The 22596-nt window shown below is 72.9% G+C and carries 11 protein-coding genes; 4 read left to right on the top strand and 7 right to left on the bottom strand.

The window, feature by feature from the left end; translation table 11 throughout:
- Positions 1 to 7 precede the first annotated feature (7 nt).
- Together WME95_RS14965 and WME95_RS14960 are read right to left on the bottom strand one after the other, a co-directional pair.
- Positions 8 to 5449 (bottom strand): trifunctional serine/threonine-protein kinase/ATP-binding protein/sensor histidine kinase, encoded by a 5442-nt coding sequence (locus tag WME95_RS14965; protein WP_437909051.1) that lies wholly within the window; start codon positions 5447 to 5449, stop codon positions 8 to 10.
- A gap of 286 nt (positions 5450 to 5735) precedes the next feature.
- Positions 5736 to 6623: a helix-turn-helix domain-containing protein gene (locus tag WME95_RS14960; protein WP_437909050.1), complete on the bottom strand. Its 888-nt coding sequence runs from the start codon at positions 6621 to 6623 to the stop codon at positions 5736 to 5738.
- Positions 6624 to 6769: 146 nt separating this feature from the next.
- On the opposite strand from WME95_RS14960, the gene WME95_RS14955 reads away from it, so the two are divergent.
- Complete coding sequence (locus tag WME95_RS14955; RefSeq protein ID WP_437909049.1) at positions 6770 to 7732, top strand: alpha/beta hydrolase family protein; 963 nt, start codon at positions 6770 to 6772, stop codon at positions 7730 to 7732.
- A 147-nt stretch (positions 7733 to 7879) separates the two neighbouring features.
- Here the strand turns inward: WME95_RS14955 and WME95_RS14950 are convergent, their stop codons facing one another.
- From WME95_RS14950 to WME95_RS14930, 5 genes are all read right to left on the bottom strand, one after another.
- The gene (locus WME95_RS14950; protein ID WP_437909048.1) at positions 7880 to 9508 is read right to left on the bottom strand and encodes a reverse transcriptase family protein; all 1629 of its coding nucleotides are present in this window, start codon (positions 9506 to 9508) and stop codon (positions 7880 to 7882) included.
- A 477-nt stretch (positions 9509 to 9985) separates the two neighbouring features.
- Positions 9986 to 12136: an SWIM zinc finger family protein gene (locus WME95_RS14945; RefSeq protein ID WP_437909047.1), complete on the bottom strand. Its 2151-nt coding sequence runs from the start codon at positions 12134 to 12136 to the stop codon at positions 9986 to 9988.
- Entirely contained in the window at positions 12133 to 13842 is a 1710-nt protein-coding gene (locus tag WME95_RS14940) for a hypothetical protein (RefSeq protein WP_437909046.1), read from the bottom strand. The genes WME95_RS14945 and WME95_RS14940 overlap by 4 nt, the downstream gene beginning before the upstream one ends.
- A gap of 119 nt (positions 13843 to 13961) precedes the next feature.
- Entirely contained in the window at positions 13962 to 15086 is a 1125-nt protein-coding gene (locus WME95_RS14935; RefSeq protein WP_437909045.1) for a Kazal-type serine protease inhibitor domain-containing protein, read from the bottom strand.
- 141 nt (positions 15087 to 15227) lie between these two features.
- Positions 15228 to 15866, bottom strand: coding sequence for a hypothetical protein (locus tag WME95_RS14930; protein WP_437909044.1), 639 nt, complete (start codon positions 15864 to 15866; stop codon positions 15228 to 15230).
- A 212-nt stretch (positions 15867 to 16078) separates the two neighbouring features.
- Here WME95_RS14930 and WME95_RS14925 point away from each other — a divergent pair, with 212 nt between their 5' ends.
- The 3 genes from WME95_RS14925 (at position 16079) to WME95_RS14915 (ending at position 22560) form a co-directional block, all read left to right on the top strand.
- Positions 16079 to 21166 carry a sigma 54-interacting transcriptional regulator gene (locus WME95_RS14925; protein WP_437909043.1) on the top strand — a complete coding sequence of 1696 codons (5088 nt, stop codon included), beginning with the start codon at positions 16079 to 16081 and terminating at the stop codon, positions 21164 to 21166.
- 370 nt (positions 21167 to 21536) lie between these two features.
- Positions 21537 to 21980 (top strand): BON domain-containing protein, encoded by a 444-nt coding sequence (locus WME95_RS14920; protein ID WP_437909042.1) that lies wholly within the window; start codon positions 21537 to 21539, stop codon positions 21978 to 21980.
- A 34-nt stretch (positions 21981 to 22014) separates the two neighbouring features.
- Positions 22015 to 22560, top strand: a complete 546-nt coding sequence (locus tag WME95_RS14915) for a DUF3341 domain-containing protein (protein WP_437552490.1) — start codon at positions 22015 to 22017, stop codon at positions 22558 to 22560.
- Positions 22561 to 22596 lie beyond the last annotated feature (36 nt).

The raw sequence follows: 22596 nt of genomic DNA, 5'->3' as shown, positions 1-22596 counted from the left end.
CCTCCTTTCAATTCCCGGAGAGGTTGAGATCGATCCGGCCGACGGGCGCGCCGGCCGGCTGGGGCTGTTGCGGCTGCTGCGGCTGGTGGTGGAGCGCCGCGCGCGGAAGCCGGACGACGAACGTCGTTCCGCGCTCCGCCGCGCTCTCGACGTCGATCGTCCCGCGGTACATCGCGACGAGGCGGGAGACGAAGCTGAGCCCCAGGCCCACGCCGGTCGTCGGCTTCGTCGAGAAGAACGGCTGGAAGATCCTCGAGAGGTCGTCGGACGAGATCCCGTCGGCGTTATCGCTGATGGTGAGGACCTGGAGCTCCCCCTCGTCGACCGTCTCGACCCGCATCCGCCGCCCGCGGCCGTCGCCGACCAGGAGCAGCGCGTCGCGCGCGTTCAGGACGATGTTGCTCACGATGGAGTCGAAGTGCGACTCGTACCCGACGACCGCCGAGCCGCCCCGGAGATCGAGCTCGACCGACACGCCCTGGCGCGCGAACTCGTCGCGGTGCCGCGCCGCGACGGACTCGATGACGCGGCGGAGGCTCACGACCTCGTTGCCGGCGAGCGCGACGCCGAGCTTCGAGTACTCCAGGATCCTGTTCGTGACGCTCAGCGCGCGCTCCGTGCAGTCGCCCACCATCCGGAGCACGCTGTCGAGCGTCTCCTCCGCCTCCTCGATGTCGCCCAGGTGGGCGACGACCGCCTTGATCTTGCCCTCCGGGATATCGCCCTTGAGCAAGTCGAACAGCTCGCCGAGCCGGGCCGCGTTCTTCGCGCACAGCGTCTCGCCGCCCTGGGTCACGGACTCGAGCACCATGGCGGCCCCCGAGAGCGCGTTGCGCATCTCGTGCGCGAAGCCGCCCGCCATCTGGTTCTCGACCGCCTCCCGCTCCAGGCGCACGATCGTCGCGTGGGCCTGCTCGAGCTCCGCCGTGCGCTCGCGGACCTTCTGCTCCACGCCCGTGTAGAGCCTCGCGTTCTCGATGGAGATCGCCATCTGCGAGGACAGCATCGAGAGCAGCTCCAGCCGATCCTCGGTGAACGTCCCGGTCGCCGTGTTGTTCTCGAGGTAGATGGCCCCGTAAAGGCCGTTATGGTGGGTGATGGGCGTGCACAGGACGGACCTCGGGCAGCGCTGCGCGACGTAGTCGTCGCGCTGGAACTGCCGGTCTGTCGAGGCGTCGGAGAGGACGACGCACTGGCCCGTCCGCGCGACGTACTGCACGATCGCGGCCCAGAGGAGCGGGCGTTCGTGCGCCGCGGCCTTGTCGAGGGGCAGCCCCGGGAAGCGCGGCTCGTCGCGGCCGTCGGTCCAGTCGACCTCGGCCTCGATCCGCAGGCCGTCGCCGTCCCGGAGGACGAGGCAGCCGCGCTGGGCGCCGGCGTTCTCCATGGCGACCGACAGGAGCTTGGCGAGGAGCCTGTCGAGCACGATCTCCCCGGAGATCGCCTGCGCCGCCTTCAGCACCGTCCTGAGATCGAGGCGAGATGCGCCGAGCGAGGTCGTCGTGACGAACGTCCGTGAGGGCGCGATCTCCGAGGATCGCGGAGCATGCGCCTCGCGCGCGACGAGCTGCGGATACCGCTCCTCCAGGTCCTGCGCCTTGCGGGCGGCGCCCCAGAGGTCGTAGTGGTAGCTCGCGTCCGCGAGGTACACGCGCGCGAGCTTCTCTCTCCCCTGCGCGAGCCAGAACCGCCCCGCCAGCTCGCAGGCCACCGCGGCCTCGTTCACGTAGTCGTGCTCCGAGGCGGACGCGATGGCGCGGTCGTACAGGTCCAGCGCCTCGGCCGCGCGGCCGTCGATCCGCGCGAGCTCGGCCTCCACGAGCAGGTACCGGTGCAGGAAGTTGCTGGTGCACGTCGCGGACAGCGCCTTGAGCTTCGCCTGGTTCTCCGACAGCTTCGCGCGGTAGCGCGCCTTGTCCTCCGGCGAGGCCGCCGGGGTGAGCGCTGTCATGGCGAGGGAGTAATAGAAGGTGTGCAGCGGCGTGAACACCTTGCCCGTGCTCGCGCCGAGGGTCGGCTCCGTCTCGGCGGCGTGCCTGTAGGCGAGCTCGTATTCGCCGAAGACGAAATAGAGCATCGCCTGCGCCGTATGGATATAATTGACGGTGTTGAAGTTCTTCGTCGCGTAGAGGCCCGGGAGCGCCTGCTCGGCGTCGAAGAACTCTCCCTTGATCTTCGCCGCGTGCTCGGACCTGCCGGTGAGGTTCCGGATGACCTGCCGCCACACGCTGAGCTGGTTGATGACCTGCTCCTGCTTGAACCTGAACACCTCCTCGATGTGCCTGTCGAACATCGCCTCGAGGTCGAGGAGGTTCTGTCCGGAGACGGCGCCGCAGACGAAGGCGTTGATCAGGCAGTACGCGGCGCTCTCGGCGTCGCCGTTCTCGGCGTAGCTCAGGTACCCTTCGATGAGCGGCGCCTGGCTCTCGCGGGCCGGACGGTAGAAGTGCCGGGAGAGCCCGTAATAGAAGTTGTAGACGCTCGCCTTGTAGAACGGCTCGTCCCGGCGCCTGTGCACCGCGATCGAAAGCTCGCCGAACCGGGATCCCGTGGCGATGTCGCCCACGCCGGCGTTGACGAGCACGCTGAACGCCGCGAACGCATAGGACGAGAGCGGCGACTCGCCGTGATCCATCGTCAGGTCGAGCGCGCGGCAGATGAAGAGCCCGAGCATCTCCGGCGCGGCGAAATAGGACGCATGGATGGCGCGCCGGAGGATCACGAGCGCGGCTTCTTTCGGGGCCTCCGTCATCGGGGCGAGCCGGCCGAGGCGCTCGAGGCCGATCTCGGCGACCTGCTTCGTCGTCTTGGCATAGGCGTCGAGGAAATCCTGCATACCGGGGCTCGCCGGGAACGTCTCTCCGAGCTGCGCGAGCGCCTCCACGGCGATGTCCACGGCCTTCCGGAACTCCGCCTGGGTGTGGTGATAGAGGATCAGGAGCTCGTAGAGCTTGCTCCTGTTCATGACGTCGTGGATCTCGCCCAGGGCGGCGTCGACGAGCTCCTTCATCGCGCCCCAGTCGGCGTTCATGCACGCCGCCTCGGCCGCGCCGACGTGGAGCGCGCTCATCAGCGCGGGATCGCCCTGCCAGGCGCTCGCGGGCAGCAGCGAGAGGCCTCGGGCGAAGTAGCCGCGCGCCGCGTCGAAGGCGGCGGAGAGCAGCGCGCGCCGGCCCGCGAGCAGGTTCAGCTCCGCGAGGCGCCGCTGCTCCGCGGCGTCGCTCAGCAGGTCGGCGCCGCGGTTCAGGTGGTAAACGACGTCGAAGACCTTCTCCTCGGGGGCGCGCCCGCCCAGGCTCCGCAGGAGCAGCCGGCCGATGTCGGCGTGGAGGCCGCTGCGCTCGCCGTCCTCGATCATGGCGTACGCGGCCTGCTGGACGCGATCGTGGAGGAACCTGTAGTCCGGGAAGACGAGCGGCGCGGCGAGATCGTCGGGCGCCGCGGGCTCCATCGGGGAGAGCGGGACGAGGAGGCCCTCCTGCAGCGCGGGCACGAGGTGCCGGTAGGCATCGGCGCGGGTCTCCTCGCGGATGACCGCGAGCCTGCCCAGATCGAAGCGGTTGCCGAGGCAGGACGCCGACATCAGCGCTCGCTGCGTGTCCTCGGGGAGCTCCCGGAGCTTGCCGATCATCAGATCGACGACGTTGTCCGTGATGTTCCTGGACTCGATGTGCTCGACGTCCCACGTCCACGCCGCGAGCCCGGCGTCGTACCGCAAACACCCGGTGTGGTGCAGCGTGCGGAGGAACTCGTTGACGAAGAAGGGGTTGCCGCCCGTCTTCCGCGTGACCAGCGCGGCGAGCGGCATCACCGCCGCGGCGTCCGCGCGCAGCGCGTCGGCGAGCATCCGGCAGACCATCTCGGCGCCGAGCGGCCCCGGGGAGATCTCGCGCACGCGGCCGACCGCCCCTTCCCGTCGCAGCGCGGCGATCGCGGCCAAGAGCGGGTGCGCGGCCCCCACCTCGCTGTCGCGGTAGGCGCCGATCACGAGCAGGCCGCGCAGCTTCGCGTCGGTCATCAAGAGCTCGATGACCCGGAGGGACGCCGCGTCGGCCCACTGCAGGTCGTCGAGGAAGATGGCCAGCGGACGCTCGGCGTCGCAGAACACGCGGACGAAGTTCTGGAGGACGCGCACGAAGCGGTTCTGGGACTCGGCGGGCCCCAGCGCCTGGACGGCCGGCTGGTCGCCCACGATGCGCTCGATCTCCGGGATCACGTCGACGAGGACCTGCCCGTTCGCCCCGAGCGCGGCCTTGATCTTCGAGCGCCAGAGCGCGAACTGCGCCTCGGGCTCGGCGACGATCTGCCGCACCAGGTCGCGGAACGCGCTGGTGATCGCGGTGTACGGGGTGCTTCGCTGGAGCTGGTCGTACTTGCCCGCGACGAAATACCCGCGCGCCTCGGTGATGGGCTTGTACAGCTCGTGCGCCAGCGCGGACTTGCCGATCCCCGAGTACCCGGCGATGAGCATCAGCTCGGCGCCGCCCCGCGCCGCGCGCTCGAACGCCTCGAGCAGCGCCTGCACCTCGCGCTCGCGCCCGTAGAGCTGCTGCGGGATGCGGAGCGCGCCGGAGGCGTCGGCGCGGCCCAGCGGGAACGGGGCGATCTCGCCCGTGGCCGCGAGGCGCCGCTCGCACGCCTCCAGGTCGTGAAGGAGGCCCGCCGCGCTCTGGTAACGGCCCTCGGCCGCCTTCGCCATGAGCTTCATCACGAGGTCCGACAGGGCCTCCGGGACGCCCGGACATCGCGCGCGCGGCGGGGCGGGATCGCGCGCGACGTGGCAGTGGACGAGCTCCATGGCGTCCGTCGCGCTGAAGGGCGGCGCGCCCGTGAGGAGCTCGTAGAAGGTGGCGCCGAGCGAGTAGAAATCGGTGCGATGGTCGAGGGACCGGTTCATGCGGCCGGTCTGCTCGGGAGAGATGTAGGCGAGGGTCCCCTCGAGCACCGCGGGGCTCTTGATCGAGAGCTCTTCCCGTGAAAGCCGCGTCGAGATGCCAAAGTCGATGATCTTGGCGACGCCCGTCTCGCGGTTGACTACGATATTGGACGGATTGATATCCTTGTGTATAATTCCGCTTCTGTGGACTTCGTGAAGAGCGCTCGTGATCTGGATCGCAAGCCGGATGAAGTCCGCGGCGTCGAACGGGCGGCGCTGGAGGTGGTGGAGGTGGTGCGCGAGCGAGCGGCCGCCGAAATCCTCGAGGACGAGGAGGAGCCCGTTCTCGTGCCTGCACAGGTCGAGCGCCCGGACGACGCCCGGCGCCTCCAGGTTGCGGAGCACCGCGTATTCATGCCGGTAGCGCGTGAGCTCGGTCTGGCTGGGATAGTCCGAGCGCAGCAGCTTGAGGATCACGGCGCGCCCGTCTCGGATGCGCTGGCCCCTGTAGACGCGCGAGCTGCCGCTCTCGTAGATCGTGTCGGTCGCTTGATACCCCGAGATCGTCAGCATCACTCCCCTTGACGTCAGACGTGCTCTGGCGCTGTCAGGCGCGGTCAACAGCCCACCTCGTGGCATGCCCCCGCCACGAATGTGTCCTGGATGGTATCACGAAGACGCTTCGCGGCTGGACGAATCTCGCGGGACGGCGTGGGTGGATATCCGCCGTTGATACCTGTTCTGGTTCAAGGTGCCACCTTGGGAGCCGGGCCTGCGAGGTCTACGGACAGGCAGCAGGGAACAGAGGGCGATGGCATGCATGGATCCGAGATGCTGCCGATACGCTAGCTCCGTCGCCCTACGGCGCTGCGCGCTCGATGCGGGCTCGCACCGTGACCACGCCGCTCTCGCCGACATCATGGCCGGCGGTCGCGCCGCCCTCGGCGCAGGCTCGCGCATCCTCGGCCGGTGGGCCGAGAAGTCGCCTCGCGGCGCCGTCGTCGCCCGCGCGCTTCACGAAGGCGCCCGGCGTGAGCCCGACGAGCTCCCGGAAGTCGGCGATGAGGTGCGCCTGGTCGTAATAGCCCGCGTCTCTCGCGATGCGCGCCCAGTCCTTCGAGGTCGCTGCCAGCCGCACCGCACGCTGCAGGCGAACGGTGCGCGCGAAATCCTTCGGCGAGACGCCGACGCTCTCGGTGAACGCACGGCGGAGATGCCGCGCCGTGACGCCCAGCCGCTCCGCCACCCTCTCCACCCGGACCTCGTCTCCTCCGAGCAAGCGAACCGCGCGGCGCGCGAGCCGCGCCGATGCCGATTCGAACGTCTGGCGGGTACGAAGGGCGATGGCGCGGGACACTCGGTCGAGGAGCTCCGGCAGGCTGCGCGCCGCGAGCAGCTCGTCGCATAGATCGCCGCCCGGGCGGCCCCAGATGTCTTCCAGCGGGATGATCCGATCCGTCAGCGCGTTCGCGGCCACGCCGAGGAGCGGCGCCGACCAGCCTGGCTTGAACTGGATGCTGATCGCCCGCGCCACGCCGCCGGCGTTCTTGAACAGCGCCTGCGTGCGCGGCCCCGCGACGCACACGTCGCCTCTCCGGCCCTCCTCGAGCACGCGGAAGACGAGCATCGTTCGTCCGTCGGGCAGCCGTTCATGACGAGTGTGCCCATCCACCGGCAAGAACGAGTGAACCCCCTCGACGAAGCGCGAGAGCGAGAACGTCGCCGCGGTGTCCGTCGTGTGCAGCACCGTCGCAGTGTCGCGCGCCGGCTGCGATCGTTCAAGCCGACGCGGAGCGAGCGCTCCGAAAATGTCCGGTCCTTCCAATGAGAGAGCGGTGGCGGGAGCTACCAAGGCGATGAGCGGGGCCGAGCCCCCGAAAGGAACTCCACATCATGAGCCAACCGACTCCCGCAGCGAACGCCTCCAGCGCACCCGCGCAGGTCTCCTCGATCCACCCCATCGTGCTGCCCGCTCCCGGCCGCCCCGTCGATCTCCAGGTGCGCGTCTCCGCGCCCGTGACCGGAAGCGAGCTGCCCATCCTGCTGCTCTCGCACGGCCATGGCCCCTCCAACTTCGTCTCGTCGCTCCACGGCTACGCCCCGCTCGCCAACTACTTCGCGGCGCACGGCTTCGTCGTGATCCAGCCCACGCATCTCGACTCGAAGACGCTGCCCTTCAGAGGCTCGGACCATCCCGATGCGCCTCTCTTCTGGCGCGCGCGCGCCGAGGACATGAGCCGCATCCTCGACCAGCTCGACGCGATCGAGCGCGCCGTCCCTGCGATCGCCGGGCGTATGGATCGAAGCAAGGTGGCCGTCCTCGGCCACTCGATGGGCGGGCACACCGCGAGCGTGCTGCTCGGCGCGCGGAACGTGGATCCCCACGACGGAAGCGAGGTGAGCGTCGCCGAGCCGCGGATCAAGGCGGGCGTGCTGCTCGCCGCGCCCGGCCGAGGCGACGCCCTCAGCAAGTACGCAGCAGAGAACTACCCATTCTTCGCGAACATCGATTTTTCCACCATGACGACGCCCGCGCTCGTGGTCGCCGGCGACAAGGACGGCTCTCCCCACCTGACGACCGCAGGCGCCGCCTGGCACGCGGATCCCTACTTCCTCTCCCCAGGCCCCAAGTCGCTGCTCATGCTGGTCGACGCAGAGCACGGGCTGGGGGGCGTCGCGGGCTACGACCTCGCCGAGACCACCGACGAGAACCCCGAGCGCGTGGCTGCCGTCCAGCTCCTCACGCGGGCCTACCTCCACACCGCGCTCTACCCCGGAGACCCCGCCTGGCAGGACGCACAAAGCGCGCTGGCGGGCGCTGCCAAGCCGCTCGGACGAGTCGAGTCCAAGTCGTGATGCCAAGTCGTGATGCCAAGTCGTGATGCCAAGTCGTGATGATCGAGCGCTCGCGGACGAGGCCTGCCGAGCACCAGGCAGGCGAGTGAGGCGTACGAAAGTACCACGCAGCGAGCCGAACGACGCGGCACGAAGATGCGCCCGCGTTCACCCCGTGAGCGCGTCGAGGGCCGCGAGCAGCGGCGCGGCCCTCTCGCGGTCGATCATCTGCACATAGGCGATCCTGCCGCGCAGGTGCGCCTCGAAGTCCGGCACGCCCCGGCGGTTCTGGGCGGCGAGGCCTGTCTTCTTCGCCGCGTGGAGGATCGCGCGCAGGCGGCGCACCTCCTCGCGCGGCGCCGAGGGCTTGTCGTTGACCACGACGCCCGTCACCACCTGCCGACCGCCGGCGCGCTGGATACGGCCCTTCGCCGGATTGATGGCGAAGCCCTCCTCCTCGACGATGTGGCGGACTCGGGCGAGCAGCATTGCAATGTCGCCGCGCTTGCCCGGTGGCGCCGAGAAGGTGAGGTCGTCCGCGTACCGCGTGTACGTGAAGCCCGCGCGGGCGCACATGCCGGCGAGGCGGCGATCGAGCTTCCGCGCGACCTGGTTCGAGATCGCCGGGCTCGTGCAAGCGCCCTGCGGCAGCGCGCGGTCGCCGACCGCGACCCAGTAACGCTGCCCGTCGTACTCGACCGGCCGCCGCGGCGGCTCGGTGCAGAGCAGGGCGAGGAGCGTGGCCACCGCCGGCGAGTAGCCGAGCCGATGGAAGACGCCGCGCACCCGCGGGAAGGTGATGGTCGGGAAGAAATCGGACAGATCGAGGTTCACGACCACGTCGCGGCCCGTGTGCGGGCGCGCGTTGGTGACCGTGGAGCGGCCCTTCACGAAGCCGTGCGCGGGCTCCTCGACGGGCAGCTTCTCCAGGACCTCGCGCAGGACCCAGGCCTGCGCCGCGCCCAGCGAGGCGTGGGGCGCCGCGAGCTGCCTCGTCCCGCCCGAGCGCTTCGGGACGTCGAAGTACACGTAGTGAGGGCGCTCGACGGCCTCGCCATGAAAGCAGAGCCAGCGCAGGCGCGGGACGGCGACGCCGAGGGCCGCGGCCAGGTCGGCCGGGGTGGACAGCACGGGCAGCCCGCGCTGGGCGAGCGACTCGACGTGCGAGCGCCGGTCCGCGAGGCCCGCCGAGACGTCGGTGCCCAGGAAGATGATGTCCTCGGCCCGGCGGCGCGCGACCGCCTCGGCGCGCTGCCGCTTGCGCTCGGCGCTCTGGCGCCGCTTCTCCTCCTTGCGGGCGAGCTTCTCGCGCTTGAGCCGCTCGATCGCCTCGTCGGCCGAGCGCGCCGCGACGGTGCCGGCGAGCGCCGCGGCGTCCTTGTGCCTGAGCCAGAGATCGCCGACGCGGTGGATCTCGGCGAGCTGCGCCTCGGTGAGCAGGCCGCGCAGGACGAGGCCCCGATCGATGAGGGCGGTGCGCTCGTCGCTCTGCGGCGGGATCGTGTCCACGCGGCCGATCCAGGCCGTCAGGCGCGGGTTGATCTTGAGCGCGCGCCTGCGCAGCTCGTCCGCGGAGAGGCCGAGGATCCCGCCGGCGTCGTAGGGGTCCGCGGGGCGCGGCTTCGCGCCCGCCGCCCCGGCGCGGGGCTGCCCCGCGCGGGCGGCCTGCTGCGCCGCGGCCGCGGGCCCGGCCTGCGCCGCCTTGGCCTGCGCCGCCTCGGCCCCGCCCGGCGCTCGCTCGCCCTGCTCGGCCCCGCCCAGGCCGAGCATCGACTTCAGCTTATCCCAGAAGCCCATTCGACCGTTCCTCTGGACAGCACCCGGTCCAGGGTGGTGGGGCACTTACACCCTGCCCGAATGATGGAATCGTCAGGACGCCAAAAGACGCCAAAAAGGCGCCAAAAGACGCCAAGATTTTTGTGTTTTTCTTGGCGTCTTCTGGCGTGTCTTGGCGTCTTTTGGCGTCCTGGCAGTTCAAAAGACCCCACCTTCGGCCAAAGTACCCCATCACCCGGTCCAGCCCTCCAAGGAGGCCCGCCCGCCCGACTACTTGCTCGTGACCACGCCCGATCACCCAGGCGCCGGGCAGCTGTGCGGGTCCAGGACCGTCAGGTCCCTCTGAGTGGACCCGCACAGCTGCTAAAGGCGCCCAAAGAACATCGGGGGTGGGGATGCATGGAAGAACAACCTCCACCACGGCGGAGCGCCGCAGCATGTTGGGCTCGAGCGGACGGATCTCCTTGCAGGGCTGGACACTCGGATGCTGGGTGAACCTCACTTCGTCGATCGCCTGGCGACGAGCCAAGCGAGGCCCACCACCGCGGCGGGGCTCGCCTTGAACTGGTCAGCAACGCGCCGGATCTCGGCCAGCACGTCCGCGTGGACCGGGAGCGTCCTCACGACCGGCGCGCGGAGCTCGCGCGCGCGGAGCGCCCGCTCCGCCTCCGGACCGCCGAGCGCGAGGGCCTCGACCCAGGAGCGGCAGCCCTGGATGCGCTCGAACGCGAGATCCCACGACGCCTCGACGACCTCCGCGAGCCCCGCCCGCCGGGCCGCCGCGGCGCGCTCGATCTCGACGAGGAGCTCCGCGGGGAACGGCACGGCCTCGCCTCGCGGGGCGGCCGTCGGCGCCCGCGGGCCGCGCGAGCCGGCCTCCGCCTGCCCCGGCGGCTCCGGAGGCTGCAGCGACGGCGCCGCGTCGCCGCGGCCGGACAGGTGGAGCTTGACCGCGAGCAGGTGCCGGCACGGGCCCGCGCGCAGCCGGTTCTTGTAGAAGTACGAGCAGCTGCACTTCGCCTTCTTGATCGCGCCGTCGGTGTCGAGGAGCAGCTCGCAGCGCGTCGCCTTGGCCCTGGCCATGACGACGCGGCGGCCGCCGGAGAGGGTCTCTTCCCGCGCGATCTCCACCCCGCCCTGGGCGATGCGCCGGCCCTCGGCGAGCTCCGGGGGCTCGGGGCCGAGCAGCGCGTCGGAGAGGGCGACCGGCATCACCGGGCGGCAGCGATAACACTCCGCGGCGTGGTCGTAAACCACCTGCCCCTGCTTCGCGGCAAGGTGCAGCGCGCCGCGGAGCGCGCCGTCCGGCGCGCCCATCGACACGGCGAGCTCGCCGTAGGATGCGCGCCTCACCATCTCGAGGTGGCGCGCGACGCGGTCCGCCAGCTGCGCGTCCGGGGTGAAGGTGTCCGCCATGACGTCGAGGTGAGAGCCCGCGGTCCAGTCGTTCGCCGTCCAGCCCGAGAGCGCGAGCGTGAAGCGCATCTCGCCCATGAAGACGATCCACAGGCTCGGCAGCCCGGAGCCGAGCAGCCGCACCTCGATGCGATCGGCGAGCGGCAAGAGCCGCGCGAGCACCGAGAGGCGGCGCCTCCCCCACACCTTGATCTCCTCGGTCGCCTCCGCCGTCGGCGCACCCCTCGGCGCCCCGGAGCGGTACGGGCCGAGCCCTCCCCCGCCCGCCGCGGGCCCCACGGCCACGTGGACGTCGTCGCAGGTGACGCCGCGGCACGGGATGGAGACGCCCCAGGGGTCGAGCACCAGGATCGGCGCCTTGCCCGGCGTGAGCTGGAAGCGCAGGCTGCGCGGGCCCGTGCGCTCGCGGTGCCGATCGAGGTGCGCGAGCAGCGAGTAGACCGCCTCCACGGGGACGTCGACCCTCCGGCACGGCAGGCACATCGCCGCCTGGAGCTGGCCGAAGCCGCGCAGCCACGAGGGAGGGAGATCGATCTTCTCCTCGCGGTAGTCGCCGCGGCCCTCCACCGCGACCTCGAAGCCGGTCGGATCGACGAGGAGCCGCGTCGGCCGGTAGCTGCGGAGCGTCTGGAAGTGCTCGTAGAGCGCGAGCGAGTAGTCGACGTTCGTCGTGCCGAGGCCGGCGTCCTGCGCGCCCCGGAAGGCGTCGCGATCGACCGAGAGGCAGCCGTAGCTCGACTCGTCCTTGGAGAAGCACTCGAAGAAGACGACATCGGGCGCGACGGTCACGACCGGATCGCAGGGGACGAGGTGGCGGAAGAGCTGCGGGTCGCTCCGCGCGAGCTCGTTCGCCCAGCGGACGCGCGCGCCCCAGTAGAGCTTGTGCATCTTCCGGAAGTCGGCCTCGAGGTTCGGCGGCCGCGGCGCGCTCCCGAGGCGCGCGAGCTCGGCCTTCATGGCCTCGCCGTGGAGCTCCCGGCGGAGCCGGGCCTCGCGCTCGGCCTCCTGCTGCTTCCACGCCTCGTGGGCGGAGCGATCCTTCGGCAGGCGCCGCAGGTCGCCCACGACGACGTCGTGGAGCGCGCTGATCGCCTCGCGGAAGCGCACCGGCCGCGCGAGCTCGCCGTCGAAGAAGACCCTGGGGCGCGCGAGGTTGGGCGCGAAGCTCAGCGCGGCGCCGCCGCCGAGCTCCTTCATGCCGCTCGTGCCGAGGTAGCGGAGATCGAAGCTCACGCCGCGTCCTCCCCCTCGAACAGCCGGAGCTCGGGGAGCCTGCGCGCGATGGCGTCGCGCAGCGCGGGGGCGCGGAACGCGGCGCGGGCGAGCGCCCCGAGGGCGGCGCGCCGCTCGGGCGCGCGCACGCTGCGGAGCGCGACGCCGAGCAGCGGCAGGAGCGCGTCGGCCTCGCCGGGCCGGGCGACCACGCGATCCGCGATCTGCCGGACGACCGCGCGCTTGTCGCGCGCGCCCCCGTGGACGGCGAGCAGCGCCGCCGCCCAGACGTGCCGCAGCGCCTCGGGCGAGAAGGCCGCCTTGCGCGCGGCGAGGTGCCGGATCAGGAACGCGCGGGCATCGGCGTGGGGCGTCTCGGCCAGCGCGGCCCACAGGCCTGTGTCGTCGCGGAAGCGGGCGTCGGCCTCGAAGAGCTCGAGCGCGCGGGCGCGGACGTCCTCGTGACGGGAGTCCAGGAGATCGCGCACGTGCTCGGCACGGCCGTGGGGCGAGCGCCCGAGCACCTCGACGAGCCACGCGACCGCCTCCTCCCGCACCCGGGGGGCAACCGCGGTCGCGAGGCGCGCGAGGGTGTCGAGATCGGCGGCGGTCTCGACGGGCTTCGTCCTCGCCCAGCGGAGGCCGAGCTCCGCGACCGGCGCGGCGCGCGCGCAGGCGAGCGCCACGCACTCGGCGAGCGAGAGCCGCGCCGGCGAGACATGCTCGACAACGGCCTCGCAGAGAAAGGCGAGCGCCGCGGCGTTCTCGGTCTGGAGCAGCGAGAGCCAGTCCGCGATCGGCAGGCTCCCGAGGCCCGGGATCTGCCGGAGCAGGCCGGCGGCGAGGGTCTGCACCTCGTCGTGCGGGCTCTCGAGGAGCGCGCGCACGCGGGCGAGCGGCAGGCCGCGGAGCTCGGCGGCGTAGCCGCGCTCGAGCAGCCCGACGGCGAACGCCCGGACGGTGCGGCTCCTCGCGGCCGTGACCAGGCCGAGCACCTCGTCGAAGGCGCCCTGCCACGCCTCGGGGTAGATCGGCGCGGGCTCGAGCTCGGCGAGGGCGGCGCCCTCTGCGAGGCGGACGCCGCGCGGGAGGCGCTCGAGGGCGGGCGAGCCCCAGTAGAGCGCGTGGAGCAGCCCCCAGGCGTCGAGCAGGCGCTCGGGCCTGTCGAGGTGCTCGTCGCGGTAGAGCGCGAGCGCGGCGCGGATCGCGCGGCCGTAGCGGGCGGCGTCGCGCCGGCCGAGCCGCCGGAAGTAGCGGAACGCGCGGCGCCGCAGGTAATGGCGCGTCCGCATCGAGAAGCGCGGCGACGCGACGTCGCCCTGCGGGAGGCTGGCCGGCACCCCGGTGTCGCTGACGAGGCAGGGCTCGTCGCTGGAGGTCCTTGTCACCCAGTCGTAGCGGGTCACCTTGACGAGCTTGCGGCGGACGAGGCGATCGAAGGCGACCATGAAGCGGCCGACGATCTCGTCGTCTCCCGCCTGCTCGGCGAGCTTGTAAAGGACCTTGACGAGGCCGCGGTGGTGCGGCCGGTCGCAGCCGTCGTCGATGTAGCGGAGCAGCGCGCGGCGCGCGAACGGGCGCCGGTCCTCGTACCAGCGCGGGGCGAGCGCCTTCAGCTTCCGGCCCGCCTCCGAGGCGAGCACCTCGTCCACGAACCGGTCGTCGCCGGCCTCGAAGTGCTCGTCGAGGAGGAGCGTCGACGCTGTCTGGGATGGAGCGGCGCTCATGCGCGGCAGGATGCTAGGGAACCGGCCCGGAGCCGGTCAAGGGCGGCGCCGCCGCGCCGCGCGTCGCGCGAGGGGGGTGTCACGCGACGCGCGGCGCGGACGGCGCCCTCGGTGTCCCCTTACAACCGGCGCTCAGCGCACTCGCCGCGCGACACGACCGACACGCCCGCCGCGTGCGCGAAGCACTCGTTGCCGTACGTGGTGTCGTCGCAGCCGCAGACCGGGTCGTACTGCTCCGTGCACGCTTCCGGGATGGTCTCGCAGGTGCCCGTCTGATCGGCCGCGCCGCACATGGCCTCGATGCTGTAGTTGCAGAACTCGCCCTTGCCACAGGCGAAGCCCGCGATGCCGCCGCAGAACGTCCCGGGAGCAGGCGCGCACTCGCCCTTCGACGCGACCGACACGCCCGCCGAGGCGGCGGCGCAGGCGTTGCCGTACGTCTGGCCGTCGCAGCCGCAGACCGGGTTGTACTCGAACGTGCACGCCTCCGGGATGGGCGTGCAGACCCCCGGCCCGTCCCACGCGCCGCACTCGACCTCGGGCGGGAAGTTGCAGAACTCGCCCTTCTCGCACGTCCAGCCGCCGCGGGTGCCGCACGCCTTGCCTTCCGAAGGCGGCGGCGCGCACTCGCCCTTCGACGCGACCGACACGCCCGCCGCGTTCGCCATGCAGGCGTTGCCGTACGTGTTCCCGTCACAGCCGCAGACGGGGGCGTACTCCTTGGTGCACCCGCCCGGCGTGGGCAGGCAGGTGCCCGTCATGTCGCCCGCGCCGCACTGGGCGTCCGGCGCGAAGTCGCAGAACTCACCGTCCTTGCAGGAGAGGCCGAGGAGGCCGCCGCAGACGTCCCCCGGAGGAGGCGCGCACTCGCCGACCGACGACACCGACGTGCCCGCCGCGTTCGCCATGCACTCGTTGCCGTACGTGTTGCCGTCACAGCCGCAGACCGGCCTGTACTCCTTCGTGCACGCCTTGGGGATGGGCTGACAGGTGCCCGTCTGATCGGCCGCGCCACACATGGCGTCGAGCTCGTAGTCGCAGAAGAGGCCCTTCTTGCAGGAGAGGCCGAGGAGGCCGCCGCAGGCCTTGCCCTGCCCGCCGCCGCCCCTCACCTCCGCCGAGTCGGTGGCGGTGCTGTCGTCGGCGATCTCCACCTGACAGCCCACGGCGAGCGGGAGCATCGACAGCGCGAGCCAGAGGAAGGATCCGATACGGCTGCTCTTGATACGATTCTGGACGTTCATGGGTTCCTCCAAAAGAGCCCCGCCGTCACCGGCGAGGCAATAGACATCCACGAGCCCCTCCCCTCCAGAGGAAGGGCGCCTCGCGCCGCCCGCAGTACGTCGAGCGCGGCGCGTGAGTTCGATGTTCGTCTCCCCGACCGCTCAGTCGGGCAGCGTCAGTGTCAGGACGCGGCGCCCGGGCTCGGGCGCCGTGACCTCGAGGAAGAGCACGTCCTCGCGCTCGACCCCTTCGCCGTCCGCGCGCACCGTGACGGCGGCGGACTCACCCGCCGGCACCACGAACGCCTCCGCCGGGCTGACCCCGAACGGCCCCGCGCCGCGGCGCAGGCGCGGCGCGCCGATGGACACCTCCTCGGCGCACGTGTTGCGGACGACGACGTCGCGCTCGCCGGCCTGGAGCACGACCCACGCGGCAGGCTCGATCGTGAGGCAAGGCAGGTGCGCCAGCATCGTCTGCGTCGCGTTGATGGGCTCCCCCGCGAGCAGCAGGTCCACCGGCTCCGACCGGCGCTCGCCCTGCTTCACCTGGATCCGCAGGACCTGATCCGTCGACGCGTCCACCGCGGCCAGGAAGCTGCCGTCGCGGTTGATCTCCGCGATGACGGGCGCGTCCGCGCTGTCGAGGTTCGTCACCACGACCACGCCCTCCGCCGGCTCGACCGCCCCAGGCTCTCCCTTGAGGAAGACCTGTTGCCGCAAGACCTGAGGGTCGCCCGAGACGCCGACGAGCCCTGTGTCCAGGATCGGCTCGTGGACCGGCGGGCTCGGCTGCGGGCTCACGACACAGCCGCCAACGAGCGCTCCGAGGAGCGTCGCGACGCGCGCGCCCCGCCGTCCTCGGTGTCCGTATGTCGTCCGCATCGCCATGCCAGCCATTAGAGCAAACCTGGTGCCGAATGAAAAAGGACGGAAATCATCGTGAAATGCGAGGCACAAGTGTCTCATCGAGTGTCTCACTGTCTCAGATGGCACATCCGTGAGACACTGCGCGGGTGAGCCAAGCCGAAGGGACCCTGCTCGCCCGCCGCTACCGCCTGATCCGCCCCCTGGGGCGGGGGGGCCTGGCCACGGCGTGGCTCGCGCGGGACGAGGCGCTCGGGCGGGACCTGTGCCTCAAGCTGCTCGGCCACGCGCGCACGGCGGAGCGGGCGGCGTTCCGCGGCGAGTTCAGGATGCTGGCGGGGCTCTTCCATCCGCACCTGGTCCGGGTCCTCGACTTCGGCATGCTCCGGGAGACCGGCGAGCCGCGCTTCTACTTCACGTCGGAGGCGGTGCTGGGCGCGCCGCTCGACGAGTACGTGACAGGCCGGCGCTTCGAGGAGGCGCGGGCCGCGATCGTGGACGTGCTCGACGCGCTGCGGTTCCTCCACCGCGCGCGCATCCGCCACGGCGACGTGAAGCCGGCCAACATCCTCGTCGGGGCCTCGGGGCGCGCGGTCCTGATCGACCTGTCCTGCGCGGCGCGGCTCGGGGGGAGGCCCGACGAGGGCGTGTCCGGCACCCGGGGCTACCTCGCGCCCGAGGTGATCCGCGGCGAGCCGGCCGACGGGCGCGCGGACCTGTTCTCGCTCGGCCGCACGCTCGAGGCGATCGCGCCGCTGCTCGCGGAGCCGCTGCCGGAGGCGATCGGCGCGCTCGTCGAGCGCCTCGTGCGGTCCGAGCCGCGCGACCGCCCGGCCGACGCAGGCGAGGTGCTCGACTGGGTGGGCGCCGCGCCGCGCGCCGTGGCCCCGCCGCCGCCGGAGCCGCCCCACCTCGTCGGGCGCGACGCGGAGATGCGCGCGGTCGACGAGGCGCTCGCCGCGCTCGAGCGAGGCGAGCGCGGCCCGCGCGTCTGCGTGATCGCCGGGGAGCCGGGCTGCGGGAAGAGCCGCCTCCTGCGCGAGGCGACGTGGAGCGCCGAGCTCCGGATGGAGGCCGTGGAGGGCTTCGCCAGGGCCAGCGCGCCGGTGGCCTCGATGCTGCGCCGCGCGACCGGCGAGGAGGCGCTCCCCGCCGGCGCGCTGGGCGCCCTGCGCGCGCACGAGCGCCTGACGCGGGCGCGGGGAGGCCACGCCGGGGCGGGGGCCGGGCCGCTGGTGCTCGTGCTCGACGACGCCGACGAGGTGAGCGGGGCGGACCGGGAGATGCTCGAGGCGCTCGCCCGCCTGCTCGGCCCCGAGGATCCGGTCCTGCTCCTCGCCGCCGAGCGCGTCCCGCACGGCGGCGGCCGGGCGCCGCTCGCCGCGGTGGCCGCCGAGGCGGGGCGGAGCGCGCGCGAGGTCGCGCTGCCGCCGCTCGGGCGCGAGGCGGTGCAGCGCTGGATGGACGACATCGGCCTGGGCGACGCGACGGAGGTCGTGCTGCGCGCGAGCGCGGGGTGGCCCGCCGATCTCGTGGTGATCGCGGGGCGGCTCGCCGAGAGCGGGGACGTGGCCGGGCTCGACGCGACGACGCCCGGGGCGAGCGCGCGCTACGCGCTGCGGCTGCGAGGCCTCGGGCGGCCGCTGCGGGACGCGGTGGCGACGCTGGCCGTGCAGGGGGGCGCGGTCGCCGACGAGGAGCTGCCGCCGCTCGGGCTGCCGGTCGCGCACCTGGCCGAGCTCGCCGCCCGCGGCGTCGCCGCGCGCACCGCAGGGGGGTGGACGCTGACGCGCGCCGGGCCGCTCGCCGCCCTCCTCTGCGCCCTCGGCGGCGAGGTGGTCCGCGCGGCGCACGCGCGGGCGGCAGCCGCCCTGCCGGCGCACGCCGAGCAGCGGGTGCTGCACCTCGCGCTGTCGGGCGACGCGGCGGCCGCCGAGCGCCTGTTCCTCGAGCGCAGCGCGGAGCGCGAGGCGGATCCGAGGCCGTGGGGCGCGACCGCGGAGGCGCTGCTCGAGGTGGCGACGTCGGCGGAGGCGCGGCTCGAGATCGCGTCCACCCTCCAGCGCGTCGGCCGCGCGGCGCGGGCGCGCGAGGTGCTGGAGCACCTGCTCGCGAGCGACGAGGCCGGAGGGCTCGGCGCGCGGCGCGGGCAGGCGCTCGTCCGGCTCGGCGCGTGCCTGCTGGAGCTGGGCGACCCCACGGCGGCGCTCGCGCGGCTCGACGAGGCCGAGCGGAGCGAGCAGGCCGGCGGGGAGGGCTCGGCGTCGTCATCATCATCCACGCCGCGCGAGCGCGCGGGGCTCGCCGATCTGGCGAGCCGGGCGCTCTTGCGGCTCGGATCCCACGCGGAGGCGCGGGCCCGCGCCGAGCCGGCGCTCGCGTGGTGCGACGAGCCGGAGGTGCTGGCGAGCCTCCACGAGGACGTCGGCGTCGCGGCGAGCTACCTCGGGGAGCGCCGGCTCGCGGGGCTGCACCTCGGGCTCGCCGCCGGGCTGCACCGCGATCGGCGGGCGCCGAGGGCGCTGGTGCGGGCGCTGTCGTACCAGGCGATCGACGCCTTCCGGGCCGGGGAGGTCGAGGCGGCGCTCGTCGGGTACCGGCAGGCGCTGGCGACGGCGGAGGAGCACGGGCTCGGCGACCTGGTGGCGCGCTGCAGCCTCAACGTGGGTACGGCGTGCCACCAGTCGGGCGAGCTCGGGGAAGCGCTCGCCGCCTACGAGCGCGGGGCGCGGCTCGCCTCCGCCCTGGGCCAGGCGGACCTGGTCCTCGTCCTCGATTTCGATCTGGCGAAGCTCTGGGCGGACGTGGGGGCGTTCGAGCGGGCCGCCCGCGTGGCCTCGCGGGTGGAGGCGGAGGCCGCGCGGCGGGGCGCGCCGTTCTTCGCGGCGGCGGCGGCCTCGGTCCTCGGGGACTGCGCGCTCGCGGCCGGCGACGCCGAGGAGGCGGCGCGCTGCTTCGAGCGGTCGCGGCGCGGCTTCGAGGCGCAAGGGGCGCAGCGGGAGGTGGTGGAGGAGGAGCTGGAGCTGTGCCGGGCGCACCTCGCGCGGGGCGCGGTGGGGGACGCGCGGGCGGCGCTGGGCCGGGCGCGGGAGCACGACGCCGCCCGGGAGGCGCCCGACCTCGGGGCGCGCGCGGCGCTGCTGGAGGGGCGGCTCGCGCTGCTCGACGGCGAGGGCGACGGCAACCTGCGCCAGGGTGGTTCCGACCAGGGCGGTTTCAACCTCGGTCAACCCAACCTCGGTCAGGGTGGCCTCAACCTCGGTCAGCCCAACCTCGGTCGGAACGACCCCAACCTCGGTCAGCCCAACCTCGGTCAGGGCACCCCCAACCTCGGTCAGGACCTCACCGCCGCCCGGGAGCGCCTCGAGCGCGCCCTGGGCCTCGCCGAGCGCGCGGCGCAGCCCGACCTCGCCGCGGACGTCCGCCTGGCGCTGGCCGAAGCGCACGAGCTCGCAGGCGAGCCGGAGGCCGCCGCGGCGCACCGGGAGCGCGCGGCCGCCGCCTGGACCGCCATGGCACGCTCGCTGCCGGAGACGCTGCAGCACGCCTTCTGGACCCACCCCCGGCGCCGCGCGGCGCAGCCGGCGCGCGCGCCCGCGGCGGCCGAGGCCGCGGCGCCGCCGACGGCCGAGCGCACGGCCAAGCTCGAGCGGCTCCTCGCGGTGTTCCGCAGGCTCAACTCCTCCGTCGAGATCGCCGACATCCTCGCGATGGCCATGGACGCCGCGATCGACCTCACGGCCGCGGAGCGCGGGTTCCTGCTGATCGAGCAGCCGGGCGGCGAGCTGCGCGTCGCGGTCGCGCGCAACGTCGACCGGGAGAAGGTCGGCAGGAGCCACCTCAAGTTCAGCTACGGCATCGCCGAGCGCGCGATCGCGACGCAGGAGCCCGTGGTCACCGTGGACGCCCAGGAGGACCCGCGCTTCCACGAGCACGCGTCGGTGCACGCGATGCGGCTCAGGTCCGTGATCGCCGTGCCGATCCGCTCGCCGGACGGCGTGCTCGGCGCGCTCTACCTCGACAACCGCTTCCGGCGCGCGCGGTTCGCGCCGGAGGACGTCGACCTGCTCCTCGCCTTCGCCGACCAGGTCGCGCTGGCGCTGCGCAACGCGCGGCTCGTCGACGACCTGCGCCGCCGCACCGTGGAGCTCGAGGCCGAGCGCCGCCGCGTCGAGGAGCTCCTGCGCGGCCAGGCGGCGGAGATCGACCGGCTGCAGGAGCAGGTGCTCGTCCGCCAGCAGGCCCTGGAGCACCGCTACGATTACGGCGCCATCGTGGGGCGCGGCCCCGCGCTCCGCGCGGTGTTCGCGACGCTCGACCGCGTGGTCGAGGCGCCGGTCAGCGTGCTCGTGACGGGCGAGAGCGGCACCGGCAAGGAGCTCGTCGCGCGCGCCATCCACTTCGCCGGCCCGCGGAAGAGCGGCCCGTTCATGGGGATCAACTGCGCCGCGCTCCCCGCCGCGCTGCTCGAGTCGGAGCTCTTCGGCCACGTCCGCGGCGCGTTCACGGGGGCCGACCGGGACCGGACCGGCCTCGTTGTCGCGGCGCGCGGCGGCACGCTCTTCCTCGACGAGCTGGGCGAGATGCCGCTCGAGGTGCAGGCGAAGCTGCTGCGGGTGCTCCAGGAGCGGGAGGTGCGCCCGGTGGGCAGCGCCGAGGCCGTGCGCGTGGACTTCCGCCTCGTCTGCGCGACGAACCGCGATCTCCTGGCCGAGGCCGCGCGCGGGCGCTTCCGGGAGGACCTCTACTACCGCGTCGCGGTGGTGCAGATCCGGCTGCCGGCGCTGCGCGATCGCCTGGAGGACCTGCCGGAGCTCGCGCTCCACTTCGTGCGCCGCGCCGCCGAGCAGCTGGGCCGCCCGGCGCCGCAGCTGTCCCACGAGGCGCTGCGGCGGCTCGGCCAGCACGGCTGGCCCGGCAACGTGCGCGAGCTGGAGAACGTGATCACCAAGGCGGTCGTGCTGTGCGACGGCCGCAGGATCGGCCCCGACGACGTGGACCTGCCCCGCGCGCAGGAAGGCGGCGGCCGCGGCGCGCCGCGACCGCCGCGCGACGAGCGCGCCGCGCTGCTCGCCGCGCTCGAGCGGACCGGCTGGAACGCGCTCCAGGCCGCGCGCGAGGCGGGCATGTCGAGGGCGACGTTCTACCGGAAGCTGCGGCGGCTCGGAATCGAACGGCCGATCGAACCGCCCGTCGCGCGCACGACCGAACGGCCGACAGGCGCCAGCGACGACTGAGCCCTTCCTCCAGCGCCCCGAGCGCGAGCGCGGGCCCGATCGGACGCTGGTGACTGGCGCTCTGGACGGCGTCCGTCACAGGCGTACACACGCACCGTCCTCCGCCCGATAGCGTTAGTTCTGCCCTTCTGACATCGCCGGCACGGGGCAGTTCGCCCCACTTGGGGCAGTCCGGCCTCTCTTCAGCCATGAGCTTGCCAGCCGCGCGGCGCCGCGCACCGACGCGATTGAAAAGTCACCCACGACACGGCGTGGAGAGAGCCATCTCATCCATCGGCGTCACGTGGCTCATGCTCCACCCTGGCCACGAACACGCACCGACAGGCGCTCTCCGCCGGGGATGGCCCGGGCCTTGCGAGGGGTGCCGGGCATGAACACAGCAAAATTCGTCCTGCTGCTGCCTCTCTCGATCGCCGCTGCGGCCGGCTGCGATCGAGCGGAAGGCACGACTCGCTCGGACGGCAATCCCGCAGTTCCAGGCGAGATCGCCCAGCGGGCGAACAACCCCACGCCGACGGCCGCCGACAACACAGGCAAGAACGATCGCGATCGCGATCCCGCCGCGCTGACCCCCGGGGACCAGGGCGAGAACGAGGCCGATCGCACGATCACCCAGAAGATCCGGCAGGCGGTGATCGCGAACGACGCGCTCTCGATGAGCGCGAAGAACGTCAAGATCATCACGACGGGGCAGGTGGTGACGCTGCGCGGCCCGGTGAAGAGCGACAAGGAGAAGGCCGACATCGCCGCCATCGCCCTCGGGATCCCGGGTGTGCAGAGGGTCGATAACCAGCTCGAAGTCGACGTTGACTGAACCGGTACGAACGGTCCGAAAGGAAGACGACACCATGGCAACGAAGAAAGCGGTCCTTGGCCTCGTGAGCACGCTCGCTCAGGCAGACATCATCGTCGGCGATCTCCAGCGCGCCGGCTTCATGACCGGCGACATCTCGGCGCTCTTCCCCGACAAGCACGGAACGCGGGACTTCGCGCACGAGAAGCACACGAAGGCGCCCGAGGGCGCGACGGCGGGCGCCAGCGCGGGCGGCGCGGTCGGCGGGACCCTGGGGCTGCTCGCCGGCATCGGCGCCCTCGCCATCCCGGGGCTCGGGCCGTTCATCGCGGCCGGCCCCATCATGGCCGCGCTGAGCGGCGCCGCGGCAGGCGCGGCGCTCGGCGGCGTGACCGGCGCCCTGATCGGGCTCGGCATCCCCGAGGTCGAGGCCAAGCAGTACGAGGGCAAGATCAAGGGCGGCAACATCCTCATCTCCGTCCACGTCGAGGACAGCAACGAGCGCGCGCTCGCCAAGCAGATCCTCGAGCGCGGCGGCGCGACCGACGTCGCGGTCCTCACCGAAGAGGGGATCTCGTCGAAGCAGAGAGCCGTCGCCTGAGCGTGACGCTCTGTCATCCAACCTGATCTCGGGCAG

The sequence above is a fragment of the Sorangium sp. So ce327 genome, from assembly GCF_051530205.1.
Lineage (GTDB): Bacteria > Myxococcota_A > Polyangia > Polyangiales > Polyangiaceae > Sorangium > Sorangium cellulosum_B.
Note: the sequence above shows the minus strand (reverse complement) of the source record. Positions and strands in the feature narration are given on the sequence as shown.

Bases quoted from the DNA above. Each gene is read 5' to 3' on its own strand.
- WME95_RS14965 (WP_437909051.1), bottom strand. From the start codon at position 5,449: ATGCTGACGATCTCGGGGTATCAAGCGACCGACACGATCTACGAGAGC.
- WME95_RS14955 (WP_437909049.1), top strand. From the start codon at position 6,770: ATGAGCCAACCGACTCCCGCAGCGAACGCCTCCAGCGCACCCGCGCAG.
- WME95_RS14950 (WP_437909048.1), bottom strand. From the start codon at position 9,508: ATGGGCTTCTGGGATAAGCTGAAGTCGATGCTCGGCCTGGGCGGGGCC.
- WME95_RS14940 (WP_437909046.1), bottom strand. From the start codon at position 13,842: ATGAGCGCCGCTCCATCCCAGACAGCGTCGACGCTCCTCCTCGACGAG.
- WME95_RS14935 (WP_437909045.1), bottom strand. From the start codon at position 15,086: ATGAACGTCCAGAATCGTATCAAGAGCAGCCGTATCGGATCCTTCCTC.
- WME95_RS14920 (WP_437909042.1), top strand. From the start codon at position 21,537: ATGAACACAGCAAAATTCGTCCTGCTGCTGCCTCTCTCGATCGCCGCT.
- WME95_RS14915 (WP_437552490.1), top strand. From the start codon at position 22,015: ATGGCAACGAAGAAAGCGGTCCTTGGCCTCGTGAGCACGCTCGCTCAG.